The 19,628-nt window shown below is 42.3% G+C and carries 13 protein-coding genes and 1 pseudogene; 9 read left to right on the top strand and 5 right to left on the bottom strand.

The features are described 5' to 3' along the window. The first annotated feature begins 335 nt into the window (after positions 1-335). From FD725_RS24835 to FD725_RS24820, 4 genes are all read left to right on the top strand, one after another. Complete coding sequence (locus FD725_RS24835; protein WP_179050615.1) at positions 336-473, top strand: hypothetical protein; 138 nt, start codon at positions 336-338, stop codon at positions 471-473. Positions 474-607: 134 nt separating this feature from the next. After that, entirely contained in the window at positions 608-751 is a 144-nt protein-coding gene (locus tag FD725_RS24830) for a hypothetical protein (RefSeq protein ID WP_179050614.1), read from the top strand. Between the two features lie 152 nt (positions 752-903). After that, positions 904-2,127: a hypothetical protein gene (locus FD725_RS24825; protein WP_179050613.1), complete on the top strand. Its 1,224-nt coding sequence runs from the start codon at positions 904-906 to the stop codon at positions 2,125-2,127. Positions 2,128-2,133: 6 nt separating this feature from the next. Beyond that, complete coding sequence (locus FD725_RS24820; RefSeq protein WP_179050612.1) at positions 2,134-4,107, top strand: tetratricopeptide repeat protein; 1,974 nt, start codon at positions 2,134-2,136, stop codon at positions 4,105-4,107. Here FD725_RS24820 and FD725_RS24815 read toward each other — a convergent pair. After that, positions 4,096-5,646 (bottom strand): NAD(P)H-hydrate dehydratase, encoded by a 1,551-nt coding sequence (locus tag FD725_RS24815; RefSeq protein ID WP_179050611.1) that lies wholly within the window; start codon positions 5,644-5,646, stop codon positions 4,096-4,098. The two genes, FD725_RS24820 and FD725_RS24815, sit on opposite strands and share 12 nt — an antisense overlap. 155 nt (positions 5,647-5,801) lie before the next feature. Further along, on the bottom strand, positions 5,802-7,454 hold the full coding sequence (locus FD725_RS24810; RefSeq protein WP_179050610.1) for a Ppx/GppA phosphatase family protein: 1,653 nt from the start codon (positions 7,452-7,454) through the stop codon (positions 5,802-5,804). A gap of 383 nt (positions 7,455-7,837) precedes the next feature. Here FD725_RS24810 and FD725_RS24805 point away from each other — a divergent pair, with 383 nt between their 5' ends. Continuing rightward, positions 7,838-8,719 carry a 4-hydroxybenzoate solanesyltransferase gene (locus FD725_RS24805; protein WP_179050609.1) on the top strand — a complete coding sequence of 294 codons (882 nt, stop codon included), beginning with the start codon at positions 7,838-7,840 and terminating at the stop codon, positions 8,717-8,719. Positions 8,720-9,103: 384 nt separating this feature from the next. Beyond that, positions 9,104-9,682, top strand: a complete 579-nt coding sequence (locus FD725_RS24800; RefSeq protein WP_179050608.1) for a hypothetical protein — start codon at positions 9,104-9,106, stop codon at positions 9,680-9,682. A 72-nt stretch (positions 9,683-9,754) separates the two neighbouring features. Here the strand turns inward: FD725_RS24800 and FD725_RS24795 are convergent, their stop codons facing one another. Then, on the bottom strand, positions 9,755-11,137 hold the full coding sequence (locus tag FD725_RS24795) for a cytochrome P450 (RefSeq protein ID WP_179050607.1): 1,383 nt from the start codon (positions 11,135-11,137) through the stop codon (positions 9,755-9,757). A gap of 105 nt (positions 11,138-11,242) precedes the next feature. Beyond that, positions 11,243-11,773, bottom strand: a pseudogene (gene nuoB, locus FD725_RS24790) (NADH-quinone oxidoreductase subunit NuoB); the annotation flags it as partial. Between the two features lie 465 nt (positions 11,774-12,238). On the opposite strand from nuoB, the gene FD725_RS24785 reads away from it, so the two are divergent. The 3 genes from FD725_RS24785 to FD725_RS24775 all read left to right on the top strand — a co-directional run bounded on the left by FD725_RS24785 (position 12,239) and on the right by FD725_RS24775 (position 17,391). Further along, entirely contained in the window at positions 12,239-15,886 is a 3,648-nt protein-coding gene (locus FD725_RS24785) for an NB-ARC domain-containing protein (RefSeq protein ID WP_179050606.1), read from the top strand. Between the two features lie 53 nt (positions 15,887-15,939). Then, positions 15,940-16,512 (top strand): DUF1802 family protein, encoded by a 573-nt coding sequence (locus tag FD725_RS24780; RefSeq protein ID WP_179050605.1) that lies wholly within the window; start codon positions 15,940-15,942, stop codon positions 16,510-16,512. A 612-nt stretch (positions 16,513-17,124) separates the two neighbouring features. Next, on the top strand, positions 17,125-17,391 hold the full coding sequence (locus FD725_RS24775) for a hypothetical protein (protein WP_179051682.1): 267 nt from the start codon (positions 17,125-17,127) through the stop codon (positions 17,389-17,391). Between the two features lie 86 nt (positions 17,392-17,477). Here FD725_RS24775 and ggt read toward each other — a convergent pair whose 3' ends face one another. After that, positions 17,478-19,250, bottom strand: coding sequence for a gamma-glutamyltransferase (gene ggt / locus FD725_RS24770; protein WP_179051681.1), 1,773 nt, complete (start codon positions 19,248-19,250; stop codon positions 17,478-17,480). Positions 19,251-19,628 lie beyond the last annotated feature (378 nt).

Here is a 19,628-nt window from a genome sequence, read left to right as displayed (position 1 = left end):
TCTCCAGAATCCATTGATGCAGAGATGTTTATCCGGAGAGCCGCTTGCAGTTATTTCTAAAAACAAGATCCGTATCACCGAACTCAACTTCTCCAATTGTATATTAGCACAACTTGATGTTTAGCAAAGCTGGAAGCAGTATATTCGCGTTAATGTATGGTAAAATACAAAATTTTTTTAATTGAACCTAATTTTGCCCAACAAAAGCCTCTACATAAAGTTATGTAACAGTTTGCGTAACTTTTTACTTGACGGATGAAAAAACAAAAGAGGTGAAAAACTGCTGACTTTGCAGCACACCTCTGTTGTCAATTTTTACTACGGAGAAATTAATCATGGAAACTACACAAGCTCAATCTTTCGCACCTGCTACTTTGAAGATGAAAAAATTTGCAGTCCGGGAAGCAGAAACTGTGAAGACAACAGCAGCGGCACGTTATCCTTGGTGGATGTGCTTACCTTTTGCTTTCTAATCTGAGACTTGCACAACGAACGAAGTCACTCAGTAGTTTTTAGCTTTACTTGTTTTCAATAGTAAAAGGTTCGCAAATCAATTTTTGAATACAGCGAACCTAGATTGTCAATTTTTACCTCACAATACATTACCATGCAAAACACACAAGTTCAAACTCAATCCCCTGTCTCTACATCCTTGAACATGAAGAAGTTTCAAGTACGTGAAGTAGAAACAGTGAAGACAACAGCAGCAGCCGCTTATCCTTGGTGGTTGTGTACGGGTTGGCCTTTCTAAGTGCTAGTGGTAATTAGTAATTGGTAATTGGAAGGAATTACTTACCCATTACCGATGAGCAATTCTTGTAAAGTCTGACGAAAGATGTGGTTCAGGACTGGCGACAGTTCTGAACTCATCAAGATGGAGAAGTAGCTGAGGTATCAGTAGTCATGGGTAGTTGGGTAACTGACACGCTAGTTGCCGTTTATCCCTTCACTCGACAACCTGACGGTAACGAAGTGGTCATTGGAAGACCGGACATTGCTGTTTATTTGGTTTTGCCGATTGATGCTGTGGAATTGTTGGATAAGCTAGCAGCAGGTTGGACAGTAGGACAAGTGCAGTCATTTTATCAGCAGAAATATGGTGAAGTGCCTGATCTGGATGATTTGCTGGACTTATTAGAGCATAGAGGCTTTGTCAGTTCTTTGGCGGCGGATGGTTTGACAGAAACAACTCGCTTGCAGCAGGAAAAACTTTTTCACTCAGGCCGCTATCACTTTGCTAATTTTCCGCGATCGCTAGCACAAAAATTCTTTAGCCGACCAATGTTAATTAGTAGTGGCGTACTGATGGCTGTGGCTTTATTAGCAGTTTGGCAGACACCCACGATTTTACCTAATTGGGATGCTTTCTTTTTCACCGAAAATTGGGCATTGATGAGTTTGCTGCTGATGCTGGCTGGCTTAGTGAAAGTATTTTTACACGAAATGGCGCATTTGGTTGCTGCCAAAGCCGTTGGTGTCTCATCCAGGTTAGGAATTAGCCATCGCCTGTGGATATTAGTAGCAGAAACAGATATGACTGGTATTTGGGGAGTACCCAGGAATCAGCGCTACTTGCCATTACTGGCTGGGCCTTTGCTAGATGGGGTGTGTGCGGCGATTTTCATCTTGATTTTGTTTGCCCAGTATCATGGTTGGCTCGAATTACCTTTGCTAGGGCTGAAGTTGACTAAAGCGATTCTACTCACCTATCTACTAGGGATACTTTGGCAGTGTTACTTCTTTGTCCGGACAGACTTTTACTACGTAATTGCTAATTTCTTGAGATGCAAGAGTCTGATGAGAGATACGGAAGTCTGGCTACGTAACCAGATGGCGCGAATTCTGCCCAGGATACGCAAAATTGATCAGTCTCACATTAGCGCACGGGAAATGAGGGTGATTCGGATATATGCGTTGGTGTGGCTGATAGGTCGGGTAGTGGCTTTTAGTTCTCTGATATTTATTGGTGTGCCGGTGATTTGGAACTATTTGGGGTTAATTTTGGGGAATTTAAGACATGGAGCTAAGTTTAACAGCTTAGATGTCCTGATTGCCGGATTCATGTTTGTCCCTGAGATGATGGGTTTTTGGTTATGGATAATTAGTGGGCAAAAGTCAAAAAGGTAAATAATTATGGAATGGCAAGATAGTAATTTAATACAACCTCTAGATTGGACTGGTCAAGTAATTTTCCTCGCAGCTGAAGCAGGTCGTTCACGTCACCATATTTTACAGCAGTGGTTGGAAGCGGCACAAAAAGCGGGAGCGAAGAATTGGCTACTCGACTGTGATTTTGAAGAAGAGGGAGTCTGGGCTGGTGTTAAAGATTTGTTTGCATCCATCCTGCCCGAAATCCAAGCCCAAGCACCGGAATTAATTGACAAACACAGTTATGAATTAACTATTGTTTTGCCTACATTACGCCGCCAGATTACTGTCAGGAACCCCAATTTGACAGACACAGCTGAAGCTGAAGAGAGTGTGCGTAACTATCCCATTGACCGAGCTTATCGGATTGTACATGGATTAATTGATTTGTTAGCGGCTTGGTATCAGCAGACCGATCGCTCGCCTTGGGTAATTAGTTGCGATCGCTTTCATCAGGCTGGTGCATTAGCAAGGATGTTTTTTACTGAGTTAATCCGTCGTCGTGGTCAGCAATTGAATTTAACATTATTAATTGCTACTGATCCAGGAACTGAGGAAACTGTAACTAGTCAATTTGCTGTGCAGGTTTTAGGAAAAGGGGTGCGTTGCGACTTTCCCCCTGAACCGGAGACTCCAGTCTCACCAGAGGAAATGACCAAGTTAGCCATGTCACTGGAAGAACGCATCAGAAATGATGCTCTAGAAAGAGAAATATATTTACCGAAATTAATTCGTTATTGGCTATTGAGCGATCAGCCACAGAAGGCTTTAAAGTTACAAGCCTATGCCATAGGACTTTATAATCACTATGGGTTTTATCAGGAAGCCTTAGTATATAGTCAACCAGTATTAGCTCATCTTGATGAAATTTGTGGTGAAGATAGCGAAGTGCGCTGGAATTTGGTAGGTAATCTTTTTGGCTGCTATACAGCGACAGGAAATTTAGCCGAGGCGCAACAAGTATTAGAGGTAGAAGCTTTAGGTAAAATCCATGATCCTCGGCAAAGAGTGCGGATATATTATGTGATGGCTATGCTCTACTCTCGCTACTTGCAAAATCACGATTTGCACAAGGCAGTAGAATATTTAGAACTGGGTTTAGCAACTTTACCTAGTCTGGATTTACCAGCAGGAGACAAACATTTCTACACCTCCTTTACGATGAATGGGTTAGCATATGTGCGTCATCGTCAAGGTAGACCAGCAGAAGCGATCGCTCTTTGTCAACAAGCATTTGCCCGTCTCAATCAACATTTGCCGCCAGACAAACACCGCCTACATCGCTCAGTTTTGCTGTATAACATCGCTAAAGTTTACGCTGTCACGGGGCCTTACGAAGATGCCATCGCCCATTACACAGAAGCGATCGCTATGGATCAAAATTATTCCGAATATTACAATGAGCGCGGCAACGTCTATTTAAAATTAGGTCGTCTGGATGAAGCTGTACGAGATTACCATCAAGCCATTGACTTGAGTCCACCCTATGCCGAAGTGTGGATGAACTTGGGATTATGCTATCGCCGCCAGGGGAAAATGGCAGAAGCGATCGCTGCTTATTCTGTAGCTTTGGATTTAAATCCTCATACACAAGCCGCACTCATCGGTCGTGCTGAAGCCTTCGAGGTCTTAGAACAACCTGAAGCAGCCCTGATAGATTATAACGTGGCACTGGGTTTAAATGCCGACCAACCGATGCTTTTAGCCAATAGAGCCATTTTGCATTACCAGCTAGGACACCTGTCAGCAGCGCTAACAGACCTAAATCAAGCGATTTTATTATCACCAGAAAATCCTGATTTGTACCAAAACCGCGCAGTCGCTTTCATGTCCTTGGGACGCTTGGATGATGCCCTAGAGAATCTCCAAACTTATCTAAGACTCAATCCCCAAGCCAGCGATCGCCCGGAAGTGGAAAGTCAAATTTCGACTTTGCTGGCTAGTAGATCAGCAGCCTGACACAATCACTTTCCACAAGTACTGTGTCAATGTAAACGCATCTACACCTAACTCTGTACGCTCTTGAGCAGCTAAAATACCTGCTTGAGAGTGCCACCAAGCAGCAGTAGCAACAATATCTTCTACGGGTATTTGTTTATTCATGCCTTGGGCTAACAATCCCCCTAAAAGCCCTGTTAACACATCCCCACTACCACCACGGGCTAAAGCTGGGGTACTTTCAGGATTAATCCACACTGAACCCTGGGGGTTAGCGATGGCAGTTCTTGCACCTTTAAGTAAAACTACTGCTCTACTTTGAGCTGCGGCTTCCCTGACTGCGGCGATTCTCTCGTCTTTGGCATCGGGGATATCAGGAAATAGGCGTTGAAATTCACCGGTGTGGGGTGTGAGTACGGTGGTAGCTGGACGTTTTTGTAATGTGGTGCTTGCTCCCATCTGGGCTAAAATATTCAAAGCATCGGCATCGAGGATTAATGGGCGATCGCTGGCGATGACTTGTTGGACTACATTTGTTGCATCTTGAGTTAATCCAGGGCCAATGGCGATCGCACTAAAAGAATTTAAGTCTGTCTTCTCTGGTAATTGTAATTGAGCGATCGCTCCTGTGGCCGTCTCTGGGCAACCAATAACCAACGCCTCTGGCAAATGAGACACTAAAAGATGTTTCAGTGATTCGGGGACAGCAATTGACAACATCCCCACACCGCTACCTCTAGCACCCAAAGCCGTTAAAATTGCCCCACCAGCATAACGTCGGGAACCGCAAATTAACAGCAAATGTCCTTCTTTATACTTATGGGTGACTGGAGGACGAGGTAAAGGCAAAGTAGCCAGCGCTGTTGCTGGTGTAATGCGTTTAACTTGTGGTGCGTCTTGAAGAACAGCTTGCACATCAGCTAGGGGAATATCAAAATCAATTAACTCAGCTTGACCAATATAATCTAAAGCCTGATCTTGTAATAATCCTACTTTCCATAAACCCAAACAAAGAGTATGGGTGGCACGAATTGCCGTTCCTAAAACTGCACCTGTATCGGTGTGCAAACCTGAAGGTAAATCAATACTAATAATCGGTTTTTGCCACTGATTAAACTGATTAATTGCTGAGGCGATGGGATCAGTCAGTGTTCTTTCTAAACCAAAGCCAAACAACCCATCAATTAAAACATCACAATCTGGTAATTGGGCAATATTTTGCTCACAAGTAATTCCCAAACTCTTGGCATATTGTAAATGTTGTGATGTTAAATCTTTGAACTTATGAAAAGGGGCATAAATCCAAACATCATACCCACAAAAGTGTAATTCCCGCGCCACAACTAACGCATCACCACCATTGTGTCCGGGGCCGACAAGGATACCAACACGCACAGAGGATGGAGGCAGCAGAGATTGAATACGTTTAGCAATTAATCCCGCTACTTTTTCCATTAAAGCTGCTACGGGCATTCCAGCTGCAAAGATGCGCGCTTCAATGTCGCGCATTTGTGCAGCAGTCACCACAAGTTGAGAAATGTGTTCTTGTTTTGCTAGCATTGTTTTCATTCTCATATGACTCCGCCAACAAAAATCAAATATAGGAATCTGATTTGATTACCAGGCCCTGTTGGGGCGGGTGTAAACAGTGAACAGTGAACGTTTATTAACTGATAACTGATAACTGATAACTGTTTACACCCTTAATCAATATTCTATGAAAAATTAGCAATGCTAGATTTTTCTAAAATTGCTAATACCTTCACACCAAACTCTTCCTCAAACACTGCTTTTTTGTAATCTAAACTCCAGAGTTCTAGGGTACAGTCATCATTGAGTTTAGATGGATAAATCAGCAAATTGAATTGCTGGAAGTGGGGATAATAATCACATTTGATTTGAGCGATCGCTCCAATTTGTCTTCTATCCAAGGCTACTGCTAGTCTTAATATCGCACTTAATTGACTCACTACTTGGCGATGTTCTTTACTCAACAAGTTGCGATAATTTTCGTGCTTTTTCTTGGGTGGTGATTTGCGATGATAACGGGCAATGTTGGCAATAATTTCGATTTCGGTTTCGTTATAGCCGAGTAATTCACCATTGCGAATCAGATAATATGAATGCTTATGGTGAGATGAATGGCTGACATGATGACCGCAGTTGTGTAAAATAGCCGCAGCCCAAAGTAACTGCCGTTCGTTACCTCCCCAGTGGTGGAGTAAGCCTTGAGTTTGATCAAATAAACTTAGCGCAAATGCCGCAACGCGATCGCTATACTCTAAATTAACTTGATACTTACTAGCTTGCTTAATCACGCTGCGTTGGCGGATAGAACTTTGGAAGCGCAGCTTATCTTCAATTAAGCCGTGACTTAACATCCAGTCTACAATCACCCCTTCCCGTAAGGCACGACCACAGACTGTCAAGGATTCTACAGCCAATAAAGTCATAGCTTCTTGCAGAATCACTGCTCCAGCCAGGATAACTTCTGCGCGCTTTTCTGGCATTCCTGGTATGGCTGCTCTTTCAGCGTTAGTCATTCTCCGCAGCCGTTGTACCCACTCTTGCAATTCTGGGAGGGTGAATTGATATCCATTGAGAGTAGAAGGGACTGTAGCCGATTTTTCTCGCGCTTGCATCATGGCGATGGTTTCAATTGTGCCAGATGTGCCGATTAAACGGGGAGATTCGTCAAGCTTTAAGTTAGTTTGAATTTCTTCTACAGAACGTTCCAGCATCCCCCGTGCATAGGCTTTCAGGTAGAGAAACTCGGTATCATCGATGGGATCGGTGCTGATTAATTCACTTGTTAGTCGGACTGCACCGACTTTTGTACTGGTAAGACTACGGGGTTCTTGACTATCACCCAAAATTAATTCTGTGGAACCCCCCCCAATATCAATAATAATGTGGGGTTGGTTATGAAATTCCATCCCCGACAGCACACCCAAGTAGATCCTTCGCGCTTCTTCTTGTCCAGAAATCAAGTCAACGCTTAAACCCAACTCCGTCTCTATCTGCTGCAAAAAATCTTTACCATTGGGTGCTTCTCGCACCGCACTAGTTGCCACAGCAATGATGGTTTCCACATTAGCTATTTTGGCAGCTACTTGAAAACGTTTCAAGGTAGCGATCGCTTTTGCCATCACCTCTGGTTTTAACTCCCCAGTGGTAATATTGCGATCGCCCAACCTCACAGTTTCTTTTTCCTTGGTAATAATGCTAAAAGCCGGTAGCGTCGGGTCAATCTTTACTACCACCATATGTAGAGAATTTGTTCCCATGTCAATGGCAGCAATAATCCGGTGTTGCTGAACTGGTTGAGTACTGACACTCTCCCAGCTAGCCGAAACTAAACTTAGCATCTAGTGTTCTCTCTGTATTCAGGAAGGATGGAATAAAGATCATGTATCGGGGTAGTTGGCACTGATACTTGTTGCAACACACTTAATTTTTCGGTTGACCGTAGTCAAAACCACTTAATCTAAGTATATTCACCCTGCTGTTTACAATTTTAGTGACTATTTGATTAAATTTATGTAAACTTGCCACTGAAGATTGTGTTTTTACAAATATCAAATAAAGTTATTCTATAGATGTAAATATATGTGAAGTGGGTAATGGGGATTGGGGATTGGGTAATGGGGACTGGGGATTGGGTAATGGGTAAGAGTTTTACCAATAACTAATGACCAATGACTAATGACTATTGACCAATGACTATTGACTATTGACTATTGACTAAATCATGACAAGTACATCAAAACTCAATCAAGAACCAGTGTTACTAACTATTATCCGGCTTTTGCGTTGGCATAAACCGGAAGGTCGGTTAATTTTAATGATTCCGGCTCTTTGGGCTATTTTTTTAGCGGCGGGGGGGAAACCGCCTTTGCCGTTGGTGGGTGTAATTATCTTGGGGACACTGGCGACAAGTGCGGCTGGATGTGTGGTGAATGATTTGTGGGATCGGGATATTGATCCAGAAGTTGAGAGAACCCGCGATCGCCCTTTAGCTGCTCGTACCTTGTCGATTAAAGTAGGGATTGTAGTGGGGATTGTGGCGCTATTTTGTGCAGCGATTTTAGCATATTACCTTAATCCTTTGAGCTTCTGGTTATCTGTGGCAGCCGTGCCGGTCATTTTGCTCTATCCTGGGGCAAAGCGAGTCTTTCCTGTACCGCAATTGGTGTTGTCGATGGCGTGGGGATTTGCGGTTTTGATTAGTTGGAGTGCAGTGACACAAAATCTTTCTCAACCGACTTGGCTATTGTGGGGGGCTACTGTACTGTGGACATTGGGATTTGATACAGTTTATGCTATGAGCGATCGCGCAGATGATCGGCGCATTGGTGTTAAGTCTAGTGCCTTGTTTTTTGGCGATTATGCTGCGTTAGCTATTAGTATTTTCTTTGCTGGCACAGTTGGTTTACTCGCTTGGTTAGGTATTTCTCTCCATCTCACATTGCCTTTTTGGATTAATTTAGTCATTGCTGCTGTTGGTTGGATTTGGCAGATTTGGCGTTTAATCAAACCACAAATACCTCATACTGCTTATGGAGAAATGTTTCGCCAAAATGTTTGGATTGGTTTTATTTTACTAGCAGGAATGATCATTGGTTCTCTTTAATTAAAGCGTCGATATAGCGTTTCTCTCTTTAGTGAAGTAGATTTCGTTGAGTTTAGAGGCTAGAGGTTAGAGGCTTTTTGCTGATTTTAAAAATAGGCGATCGCTAATACCATTTCACGTTAATCATGATACACATAAATTATGTAAAGACGTTACATTGCAACGTCTCTACTGTTTCAGATTTAAAGGAAATTGGTATAAGGTATGATATTCACTTACGGCTTTTGACTAAATAGTTAGATTTCCTTCATCAAAAATTTACTGCTACTTCGTATTTCTGCTGAGAAGACAAAGTTTTCATCAAAATATTCCGCAACACCTCCGCAATATTACGAATATAGTTTATTAGTTGGGTATGTAGCGATAAAAGTTAAACCCAACCCGATGAAGCGATCGCACCTTGTCAAAATCACCATGATTGTTCTATTCTCCCTTAGTAGTGTTGGTGTTGTCGGGGGAAGTTTCTTTCTCAGAAAAGCATTTAGTAGCAACAGCCAGTCAAAGATAGTCACGGAAACGTCGCGTTACGGAGAAATTCGCCATCAACTTTGGTTAAGCCAAGATGAAATTCAACATTTCCCCAGTGAAATTACTGCTGATACTCAAAACGTGCGTATCGCCTACTCTCCAGAAAATTCCCCAACTGGGGGTTACTTTCAAGCCAGACTGAAAAAGTCACCAGCACAAATTCAAAAATTACTCACCCAATACCGCAAACAGGCTAAACATCAGTATCGAGGTGGTGATACTAACAATCATGCCAATTTACCTAACGGTGTACCAACTACTTTTTTCTACACCAGTGACTCTGAAACGGAATCTTTTCCACCTGCTTATGAAATTTTAGTCCTGAATGCCCAAGATCAGGGTACACCAGGTTTTAAATGGAATCACGGCAACAGTTACGGCGTAGCCATTGATAGTTCAGCATCGGAAATTGTTTATTGGGCTGAAAAATGGTAATACTCTTAAATTCATGTAGAGACGTAGCACTGCTACGTCTCTACTAAAAATCAATTGATGGGTGAAATTATATTAATATTTCTCCTTCACCATTAACCGCACACCCCCAGGTGGCGCAAATACTATGCCACGACGCACAGGTTTAAGATAGGTTTTATCTAATAATTCCAGTGAATAATGCGAGAGGATATTAGCCAAAACTAACTTCATTTCAAACAGAGCAAAAGCCATACCCAAACAGCGACGATTTCCGCCACCAAAAGGCATAAATTCGTAAGCCGAAAATTGACGTTCTAGAAACCGTTCTGGTCTAAATTTCTTAGGTTCTGGATAGATATCTGGGCGATGATGTGCTAAGTAAATACAAACTGAAATCATCATGCCTTTTGGTAAATTGTATCCCATGAATTGCATGGGAGCTTTGAGAATGCGCGGGAAACTAAAGAAACCAATGGGAGTAATGCGTAAAGTTTCTGAACACACAGCATTTAAATAAGGTAATTGAGTAATTGCTGTGGGATCTGCATGAGCTATATCGATAGAATTGAGTTCTTGGAGTAATTTTTCGCGGACTTCGGGAACATAATGCACCCAATATAACGCCCAAGATAAAGCGATCGCTGTAGTTTCATGACCAGCAAACAGCATCGTCATCAACTCATCCCGTAATTCTACATCAGTCATGGGTTGACCGTTTTCATCACGGGCAGACAATAACAAACTCAGAATATCTTCACTAGTATTTTCTGTTTGCTGGCGACGTTCTCGAATTTCCTGGTAAATCAACTCATCCAGCTGCTGTCTGCGGCGGATAAACCTACCCCAAGGACTCCAAGCACCTAAATCTCGTTGTAAGGACTGGAAAAATAGAAAAATTGCACTGATAGGTGTATTAAAAGTATCCAACATCTCAATTAAAACTTGCTTGATTTGTTGGTAACGCTCTCCTTCCTTTAAGCCAAACACAGTTTTTAAAATGACTTGCAGAGAAATTTCCTGCATACTAGAACGAGCTACGAAAGGTTTGCCAATACTCCATTGACTAGTAACTTGCTCAGTAATATCACCGATAGTATGTCCATAAGCCCGCATCCTTTCACCGTGGAATGGGGGCATTAACAGTTTACGCTGTTGTAAATGGCGATCGCCATCCAGCAAAATTAAAGAATTAGCACCCACCAAAGGTTGCACTACATAATTTCCTGCACCTGAGTCAAATAACTGAGCATCAGCCGTAAATAGTTCTTGAATTGCTTGAGGATTACTAATAACTACTTGTGTAGGAAAGCTAGCAAATTTAGCAGTGTAAATATCGCCATAACGCTGTTGTGTTTCTTCAAGAGTATCAACTGGGTTGAGAATTGCTCTAATTGTTTGTAACCAGCTCGCTTTTTTGTCGCCATCTGGCAATTTAGTCACAATTTGATTGGCAGAATTTTCTTGGAAAGTAACCATTAGTAACTCCTTTTAAAACATGAGAGCAAGAGAAAATAAGAGTGAGGGGTGCAGGGGAGAAGAAGAAATGCTAATGACTAATGACTATTGACTATTGACTAATGACTTTTTCAGGTATTGTCCATCCAGAATGGTTTCTACTATCTGCATCTGGTGAGTAGTACTATAGTAACGGTGAATTTGTTGTATTTGCTGCCGTTCTTGGATACTCTCATTAGCAATTTTCTTTCTGAGTTTAATAATTGCATCGATGACAGCTTCCGGTCTGGGTGGACAACCGGGTATGTAAACATCCACCGGAATTAACTTATCAACACCGCGCACAGCCGAGGGAGAGTCAACACTAAACATTCCCCCTGTAATTGTGCAGGCTCCCATGGCTATGACATACTTAGGTTCAGGTATTTGTTCGTAAAGTCTGACCAGATTTGGCGCATACTTCATGGTAATTGTGCCGGCGGTAATCAATAAATCTGCTTGTCGGGGAGTGGCGCGGGGAATCATTCCGTACCGTTCCATATCAAAGCGGGAAGCATAAGCCGCCATAAACTCCATAAAACAGCAGGCTGTACCAAACATGAGTGGATACAGACTAGACATTTTCACCCAGTTATAAATATCATCCACCGTTGTGATACCATTTCACTTTAATAATGATACAAATACGTGAGTCCGTCAGTCCGTCAGGGATTGTAAATCCCTGTCTCATAGCTAAAGTCCTCTCAAGAGGACTGAATATCAGAGTCCATTTTAATGGACTTAAGCTATGAGACCACCGTTTTAACGGTGGGCGGACAATACCCAACGAGTAAGCTATATGTATCAGGATTTTTGTGAATTGGTATGAGAATAAAATTTTCTGAAAGTTGTTGTGTTACCTGGGGAGGTTCCACCGGATTAATAATTGAGTTTGTCATAATTAGGGAATTGAGGATAAAGACAGAAATATTTGATTGATAACTATAGTTTCTGGCGACTGTGATAACTGCACCAGTCAAGATAAAGGCGTTAAGGTGCTAACTTAAGATGAAGCGTTAAGATAGCTATCTAGTCTGAAAATCGGTAAAATATATCTCAATTTGGCGTTGGTCTTGTAATCCGATGGAATTGCACAAGCAAAGACGCAAGCGTGGTGTTATTCTCAGTCTCTCAGGATTTAAGAAAGTCCAAGAGGCTAGATATCAGCTAGAAATTTTAGAAAATGATGGCACTAAATTTACCATCGAAGAACTGAGTTACCGCACTCAACTAGCTCCTTTTACAGTTTCCAAAGTTCTAGCACGAGCAGAAGGCGTTGACAAACAAACCCTAGAATGCTTCTTTAGAGCCTTGAGTTTAGACTTAACCCCAGAAGATTATGTAAAAGCTGGGAAAGAGACAAACGGACAAGGAGAGAGTATTTGCATAAGTTCTTCCTCCCCATCTCCCCCTCTCCCCCTCTCCCCCTCCCATACCGACTGGGGTGAAGTTGTAGATGTCTCAGTTTTTTTCGGGCGTACAGAGGAAGTTAGTAAACTAGAGTATTGGATGATTAATGAGCATTGCCGGTTGGTAGCATTGCTGGGAATGGGGGGAATTGGTAAGTCTTCTCTTTCGGTAAAATTGGCACAGCAGATTCAAGGACAGTTTGAGTTTGTGATTTGGCGTAGTCTGCGTAACAGTCCGCCTTTGGGGGAATTACTGGGAAATTTGCTGTCTGTGTTTGCTGATGGTCAACCTGTCAAGTTATCAGAGAATGTTGATGAGCTAATCTCACAATTCATGGCTAATTTAAGATCGCATCGTTGTCTAATCATTTTAGATAACATGGAGTCTATCTTAGCAAGCGGTAACGACAGCCTACACCAACGTGCGGGCAGTTATCAAGTGGGTTATGAAGATTACGGAAATCTCCTCAAGCAAATCGGTGAAACAGTCCATCAAAGCTGTGTAGTTCTGACAAGTCGAGAAAAACCCCAAGAAGTCGCTGCTTTAGAAGGTGAGACTTTGCCAGTGCGGTCAATGCAACTGAGTGGTTTGAGTGCGATCGCTGCTGTACAATTAATTAGCAGCAAAAGTTTTTTCTGTGGTTCCCATACTGACTGGCACAATTTAGTTACACACTATGCAGGTAATCCCCTAGCTTTAAAAATTGTTGCTACCACTATTCAAGAATTATTTGCTGGGAATATTGCTGAATTCTTCGCTCATGGCTCCACTGTATTTGGCAGTATTTACGATTTATTAGCACAACAATTTCTGCGACTTTCGCCATTAGAAAAAGACTTGATATACTGGTTGGCAATTAACCGCGAACCTATCACCTTATCAGAGTTACGTGATGATTTAGTATTGCCAGTTTCCTCCATGCAACTCTTGGAAGCATTAGATTCCCTCACTAAAAGAAGTCTGATTGAAAGGAAATCTCTGTCAGCAACTCCTGTCAATTTCACTCTACAACCAGTAGTGATGGAATATGTCACAGGCGAGTTAATTCAGCAGATTTGTACAGAAATCTTCTCAAACGCACCCACAAAAAATCTATTTAATAGCCACGCCTTAATTAAAGCCACAGCCCAAGATTATATCCGCATCGCTCAAAGTAAACTCATCCTGCAACCAATAATTGAACATCTCTTACAAACTCTCCGCACCAAACAAGCTATAGCCACGCGACTCACACAAATTTTACAAACAATCAAAACCCCCATATCCTCAACATCTCCCCATCCTGAACTAGAACCTGGATATATAGGTGGAAATATCCTCAATCTTCTGTGTCATCTGCAAACAGATTTAACTGGCTATGACTTTTCTGATTTAACAATTTGGCAAGCTTACTTGCAAGATACTCCCCTCAGAAAGGTCAACTTTTCCCATGCAGATTTATCTAAATCTGTCTTTGCTAAAACCTTCTCCAATATTATTACTGTGGCTTTTAGTCCAGATAGTAAAATTTTGGCAACTGGTCATTTTAATGGTTACTTAATTCTTTGGGATATTATTACTTGCCAGCAATTAATCGAATTTCAGGCACACATCGGTTTTGTTTGGTGTGTCAGTTTTAGTCCAGATGGTAATACTTTGGCGACTGTAGGTCAAGATGGCACAATTAAGCTGTGGGATGTAAAAACTGGGCAGTATTTAAAAACTTTTGTAGGACATCAAGGTGGTGTTATTTGTGTTATTTTCACTCATGATGGTCAGAAATTAATTAGTAGCAGTACTGACTGTAGTATCAGAGTTTGGGATATTCACACAGGTCAATGTACACAAATTTTAGCAGGGCATAATCATCGAGTTTGGTCTGTGGCGTTGAGTCCCCAAGGAGATATTCTGGCTAGTGGGAGCGAAGATAAAACAGCAAAACTTTGGGATTTAGCCACAGGTACTTGCATCAATACCTTACAAGGACATACAGACTGGCTCAAATCCATCGCGTTCAACTCATTGGGGATACTTGCTAGTGGTAGCTTAGATCAAACGATTAGACTGTGGGATATAAATGACGGTGTTTGTGTTGGTATTTTAGCTGGACATGGCAATGGCATACTAGCGATCGCCTTTATCAACGATCATACTCTAGCCAGTTGTAGTATCGATTGTACAATTCGTATCTGGGATATTACTAGTTTACAATGCGTGAAAACCTTTCCAGGGCACGCTAATTCTGTGAATGCGATCGCTGCCAATCCCCAAGGGACAATTCTCGCCACTGGCGCAGATGATTTCTCACTGAAACTCTGGGATATCCTGACTGGAGAGTGTTTGCGGAGTTTCAAGGGGAGAAGTAACTGGGTAAAATCCGTAGCATGGTGTCCCCAAACTGAGAACAGCAGCCTCATCGCCAGTGGCAATGAAGACCGGACAGTGAGATTATGGGATCTAGAAGGCAGAAGTCGCATTTTATACGGTCATACAGATATCATTTTTGCTGTAGACTTTGCTCCTGATGGACGCACTCTTGCCAGTGCTAGCGCTGATACCACAGTGAGATTGTGGGATGTGGCTACGGGTCAGTGTACCAGAGTTTTGCATGGTCATTTGGGGATGGTGACAGGATTGGCTTACAGTCCTGATGGCAAGTTTTTAGCCAGTACCAGCTACGACAGCACCAGTAGATTGTGGGATGCAGCCACAGGACAACTTTTAGCCTCTTTCCCTGTACACTTGGGTATGTCCGTTGCCTTTAGTCCAGACAGTACAAAGCTAGTATTTGGCGGTTTTGATGACACAGTGAGAGTTTGGGACATCACCACCGGAGAATGTTATGGAATTTTCACAGGTGACAATTGGGTTTGGTGGGTGACATTTAGTCCCGATGGAAGGACTTTAGCAACTGGTAGCAGTGTCGAGAGAATCATTAAACTGTGGGATATAGAGACAGGCGAATGTCTCCAGACATTGCAAGGTCATGATGATATGCTGTGGGCGATCGCTTTTAGTCCAGATGGAAGTATCCTTGTTAGTACCAGTAGTGATCAGACCATCAAACTCTGGGATATAGCTACAGGCACTTGTATAGCCACCTTACAAGGACACAATACTTGGGTGATGTGCGCTACCTTTAACTCAGAAGGTAATATTTTAGTCGCCGGTGATGGCTACGCTGCTATCAAGCTTTGGGATTTGTCAACAAAGCAATGTATCAAAACTCTCAAAGCCGAACAGATTTATGACCAAATGAATATCTATGGAGTCACAGGTTTAACAACAGCACAGAAATCAGCATTGCTAACTTTAGGTGCGAATTGTTTTTCATCAATATAGAAGAAAGCCAGGGAAATGCAACCCTGTCTATTACAGCAAAAGGACGAGTCAACATGGAATTGACAACAACAGTGCATACTCTTAAAGAATGGGCAATTGCTATCAATGCTTTGGAAAGTGGACAAACAATTATGTTACTGCGTAAAGGCGGTATTCGTGAACAGCAAGGACGTTTCCAAGTTGCCCATCAGCAGGTTTTACTTTATCCTACCTATGAACATCAACAGCCTTGTTTACTCAAGCCAAACTATGCTGATCTGGTACAGCCTGTAACATCTGGTTGGCATCCAGAAACAGTTCGTATTGGCAGTTGGGCGAGTATCACCGATATATTACCAATTAATCAGGAGTCAATTGTCAACGCCTTATTATCATTTCATATTTGGAATCATAATTTTATTCGCGATCGCCTCAAGTGGAAACCACAACAGCCATTACTTGTTCTCTTACTCAGGACTTACAAATTACCCCAAGTACAAGAAATTCCCTATCGTTCACAATACGGTGGGTGTAAATCATGGATTGATATCGCTTCACCCATGCAACTCTCAAGTTCCCAGCCAGTTCTATCTGACTCTGACTACAGAAACATAGTAGAACAAATTCGGGCGATCGCCCAATCATAGAGTAATCCGATTTGATTTCTGAATGACTCGTAGAGGTAAGGGACTGGGGACTGGGAAGAAAGAATAAAGGTGTACTGAGTTTTGTATGCGTAAGCGCAGGCTTCGCCAACAAAAATCAAATATGAGTCCTATAGCAATTCTTGATCATATGAAGTACTGAAGTACAGTCTAGCCTCTAATTTCTAGCCCTGAAGCTCAACGAGCAACACATAATTAATTTTTATCCTATCCGATGTCTAAAGGGACAAAAAGAGAATTCTTTCTACCAATTCCCAATCCCTAATCCCCGATCCCCACCCTATTTCGCAATCAAACTTAAAATACTCATTAAATAGTAACTCTTGATACATACACTTACAAAAACCGCATATACCATTAAAAAAATCTAAATCTCAGATTAAAACCAAGTACAAACATTTATCAGTCTGATTGTCCAGGGCAAACTATGATAAGCAATCTAAATATCTTTTATTTAATTAAGTAATTGTACCATTTTAGATTGTAGACAAGTTGACATAACCTAAGAAAACAAAAATTATCCCACAAGGGTGATGCAACTGTTGACAAAAGTTTGCCAATATGCAGTATATGCTTAATGCAAAGGAGTTTGCTATGCCTCGACAAATGTGCTGGATATCCAAGACTAGCGGTGACGGGGACAAAATGTTATATCTGCAAACAGCGCCTAGTCAACCTTGGCGACCCTACACAGCTTTTCCCCAGTATTCAGTACCCGATTATCCTATACCAGGCGGCTCCAAAGGTTGGGCAACTTATCAAAAATTATTAAAATCAGGCTGGACACTAGTACCAAGTGCCAGGGCTAATGAATTTGGTAGCAGTGTTTATGCAGAATCTTCGGTGGTTAATGGGTATTAGTCAATGGTCAATGGTCAATAGTCAATAGTCAATAGTCATTGGTCATTCGACTTCCGACTTCCGACTTCCGACTTCCACTTCCCACTCTAATAACCTCTAGCTGAACCTTCACCACGGGGGTCAGCTGCACCTTCTAGATTACCATCTTGAGTAATGGCGATCGCATTCACATTACCCCAGGGACTGATTTCTTTAACATTGTGTCCTCGTCGGCGTAAGTCTTGCACAGTCAGATGATCAAAACCCCATGATTCTAATCGCAACTCATCGGGTAACCACTGGTGATGGATGCGAGGAACAGACACGGCTGCACCTGTATCCATATCGTATACCAGCACATTTAAGATCACTTGTAATACTTGAGTGATGATGGTGCTACCGCCTGGTGCGCCTACGACCATCCGCAGATGACCATTTTCTGTAACAATAGTAGGAGTCATGCTGGATAGAGGAGTCTTAAGGGGTGCGATCGCATTAGCTTCACTACCCACAAGTCCAAATACATTTGCCACTCCTGGTGCAGAGGCGAAATCGTCCATCTCATCGTTAAGTAAAATACCAGTTCCCGATGCCACTACCCCAGAACCAAAGCCATAGTTGACTGTAAAAGTCAAGCTAACTGCGTTGCGTTCCTCATCAATGACATTGAGATGACTGGTTTCTGGAGATTCGTAGCGATTTGCATACATCCTGTGGGGAATTTTACCTTCACCAAAGCGTTGTAAAATTTCTGGAGCTATGGGTTTGACTTGTGTCGAGGGTGTAGCCTTGTACAGATGAATTTCAGCGCGGCGTTTGTTGGCGTAACCGGAACTGAGTAATTGTTGTACAGGGATTTTGATAAAATCGGGATCACCTAAATATTGTGAGCGATCGCTATAGGTAATCTTCATCGCTTCTGTCAGCAGATGTAGAACATATGGATGATGCCAACCCCAAGATTTTAAATCTGTGTTACCAATGATGTTTAACATCTGCAATAAAAGGATACCACCCGATGAAGGTGGTGGCATGGAGCAGATTTTAGCTTGACGGAAATTGCCACAAATCGGAATACGCCAAATGGGTTTATAGGCTTTGAGGTCTGCTAAGGTAATTAAACCATCATTCTTGGCCATATCAGCTGCGATCGCCTGAGCAATACTACCTGTGTAGAAGCTGCGAGGATTTTGGGCAATAATTTTTAAAGTCCGTGCCAAATCACGCTGCACCAACCTTTCCCCAGGTTGATAGAATTCACCATTGCGAGTAAAAATCTCTCTGGCAGCTGGATTACTCAGAATAGCTTGCTTGCGACTCTCATAAACTTGGATAGAACGCCAAGTTGGCTTTTGACTAAGCACAAAACCATCTTCAGCCAGAGCGATCGCAGGTTTTACCACCTCAGCCCAAGGTAGTTTACCATAACGGCGTTGGACTTCATACATTCCTGCCACCGTCCCTGGTGTCCCCACAGCTAGATACCCATTCACACTAGCACCAGGACGCACCTTACCTTGAGCATCCAGATACATATTTCTCGTAGCTTGTAAAGGTGCGCGTTCCCGAAAATCTAAAGCTTTAATTTCACCAGTTTTCTGTAACCGCATCAATAAAAACCCACCACCACCAATTCCGGCGGAAAACGGCTCAACAACAGAAATAGCCAAAGTTGTGGCTACTGCGGCATCAACTGCATTCCCACCCTGACTTAAAATCCTAATTCCCGTATCACTCGCCAAAGGATGAGCAGATACTACCATCCCCTTTTTGCTACGTAAAGGTAAAGTGATAGTAGCTGAAACTACCTGACTGTAACCAAGCAACCCCAGAGAAAAGACGGTAAATACAACCCACCTAGACTTAGCAATCATCCGCATCTTCAAACCTTTGGCTTTAATCAAATCCCCTTGTTAATAGTATCCAGTGATCTTGGACTTGAGCGATCGCCCCGCCCGGAAAAGGATCAATAGTGCGTCAACCCAGCCATACCAATAATTTTTTTATACTGACGCACCCTAAATTTTGCATATTTTTATTTACAAAGAAGTAAGTGAACATTTGCGATCGCTCAAAGATAGGGTCTTGCTTGCTAGGCTAAAGCGGAAGATTTAAAATTTAGGTAGATAATCAAGGCTAAATAGTCTCTATGCCTCACTCCACTATGTCAACTCTTTATACTTGCTGACTATTGGCCTTAGATAAGACTAGAGTTTATTGGTACAGCGAATTAAATTAATCAAGTAAAAATTATTGAG

The organism is Nostoc sp. TCL26-01 (genome assembly GCF_013393945.1).
GTDB lineage: Bacteria > Cyanobacteriota > Cyanobacteriia > Cyanobacteriales > Nostocaceae > Trichormus.
The sequence above is the reverse complement of the archived record's forward strand: the minus strand, read 5'-3'. Positions and strand labels throughout refer to the sequence as shown.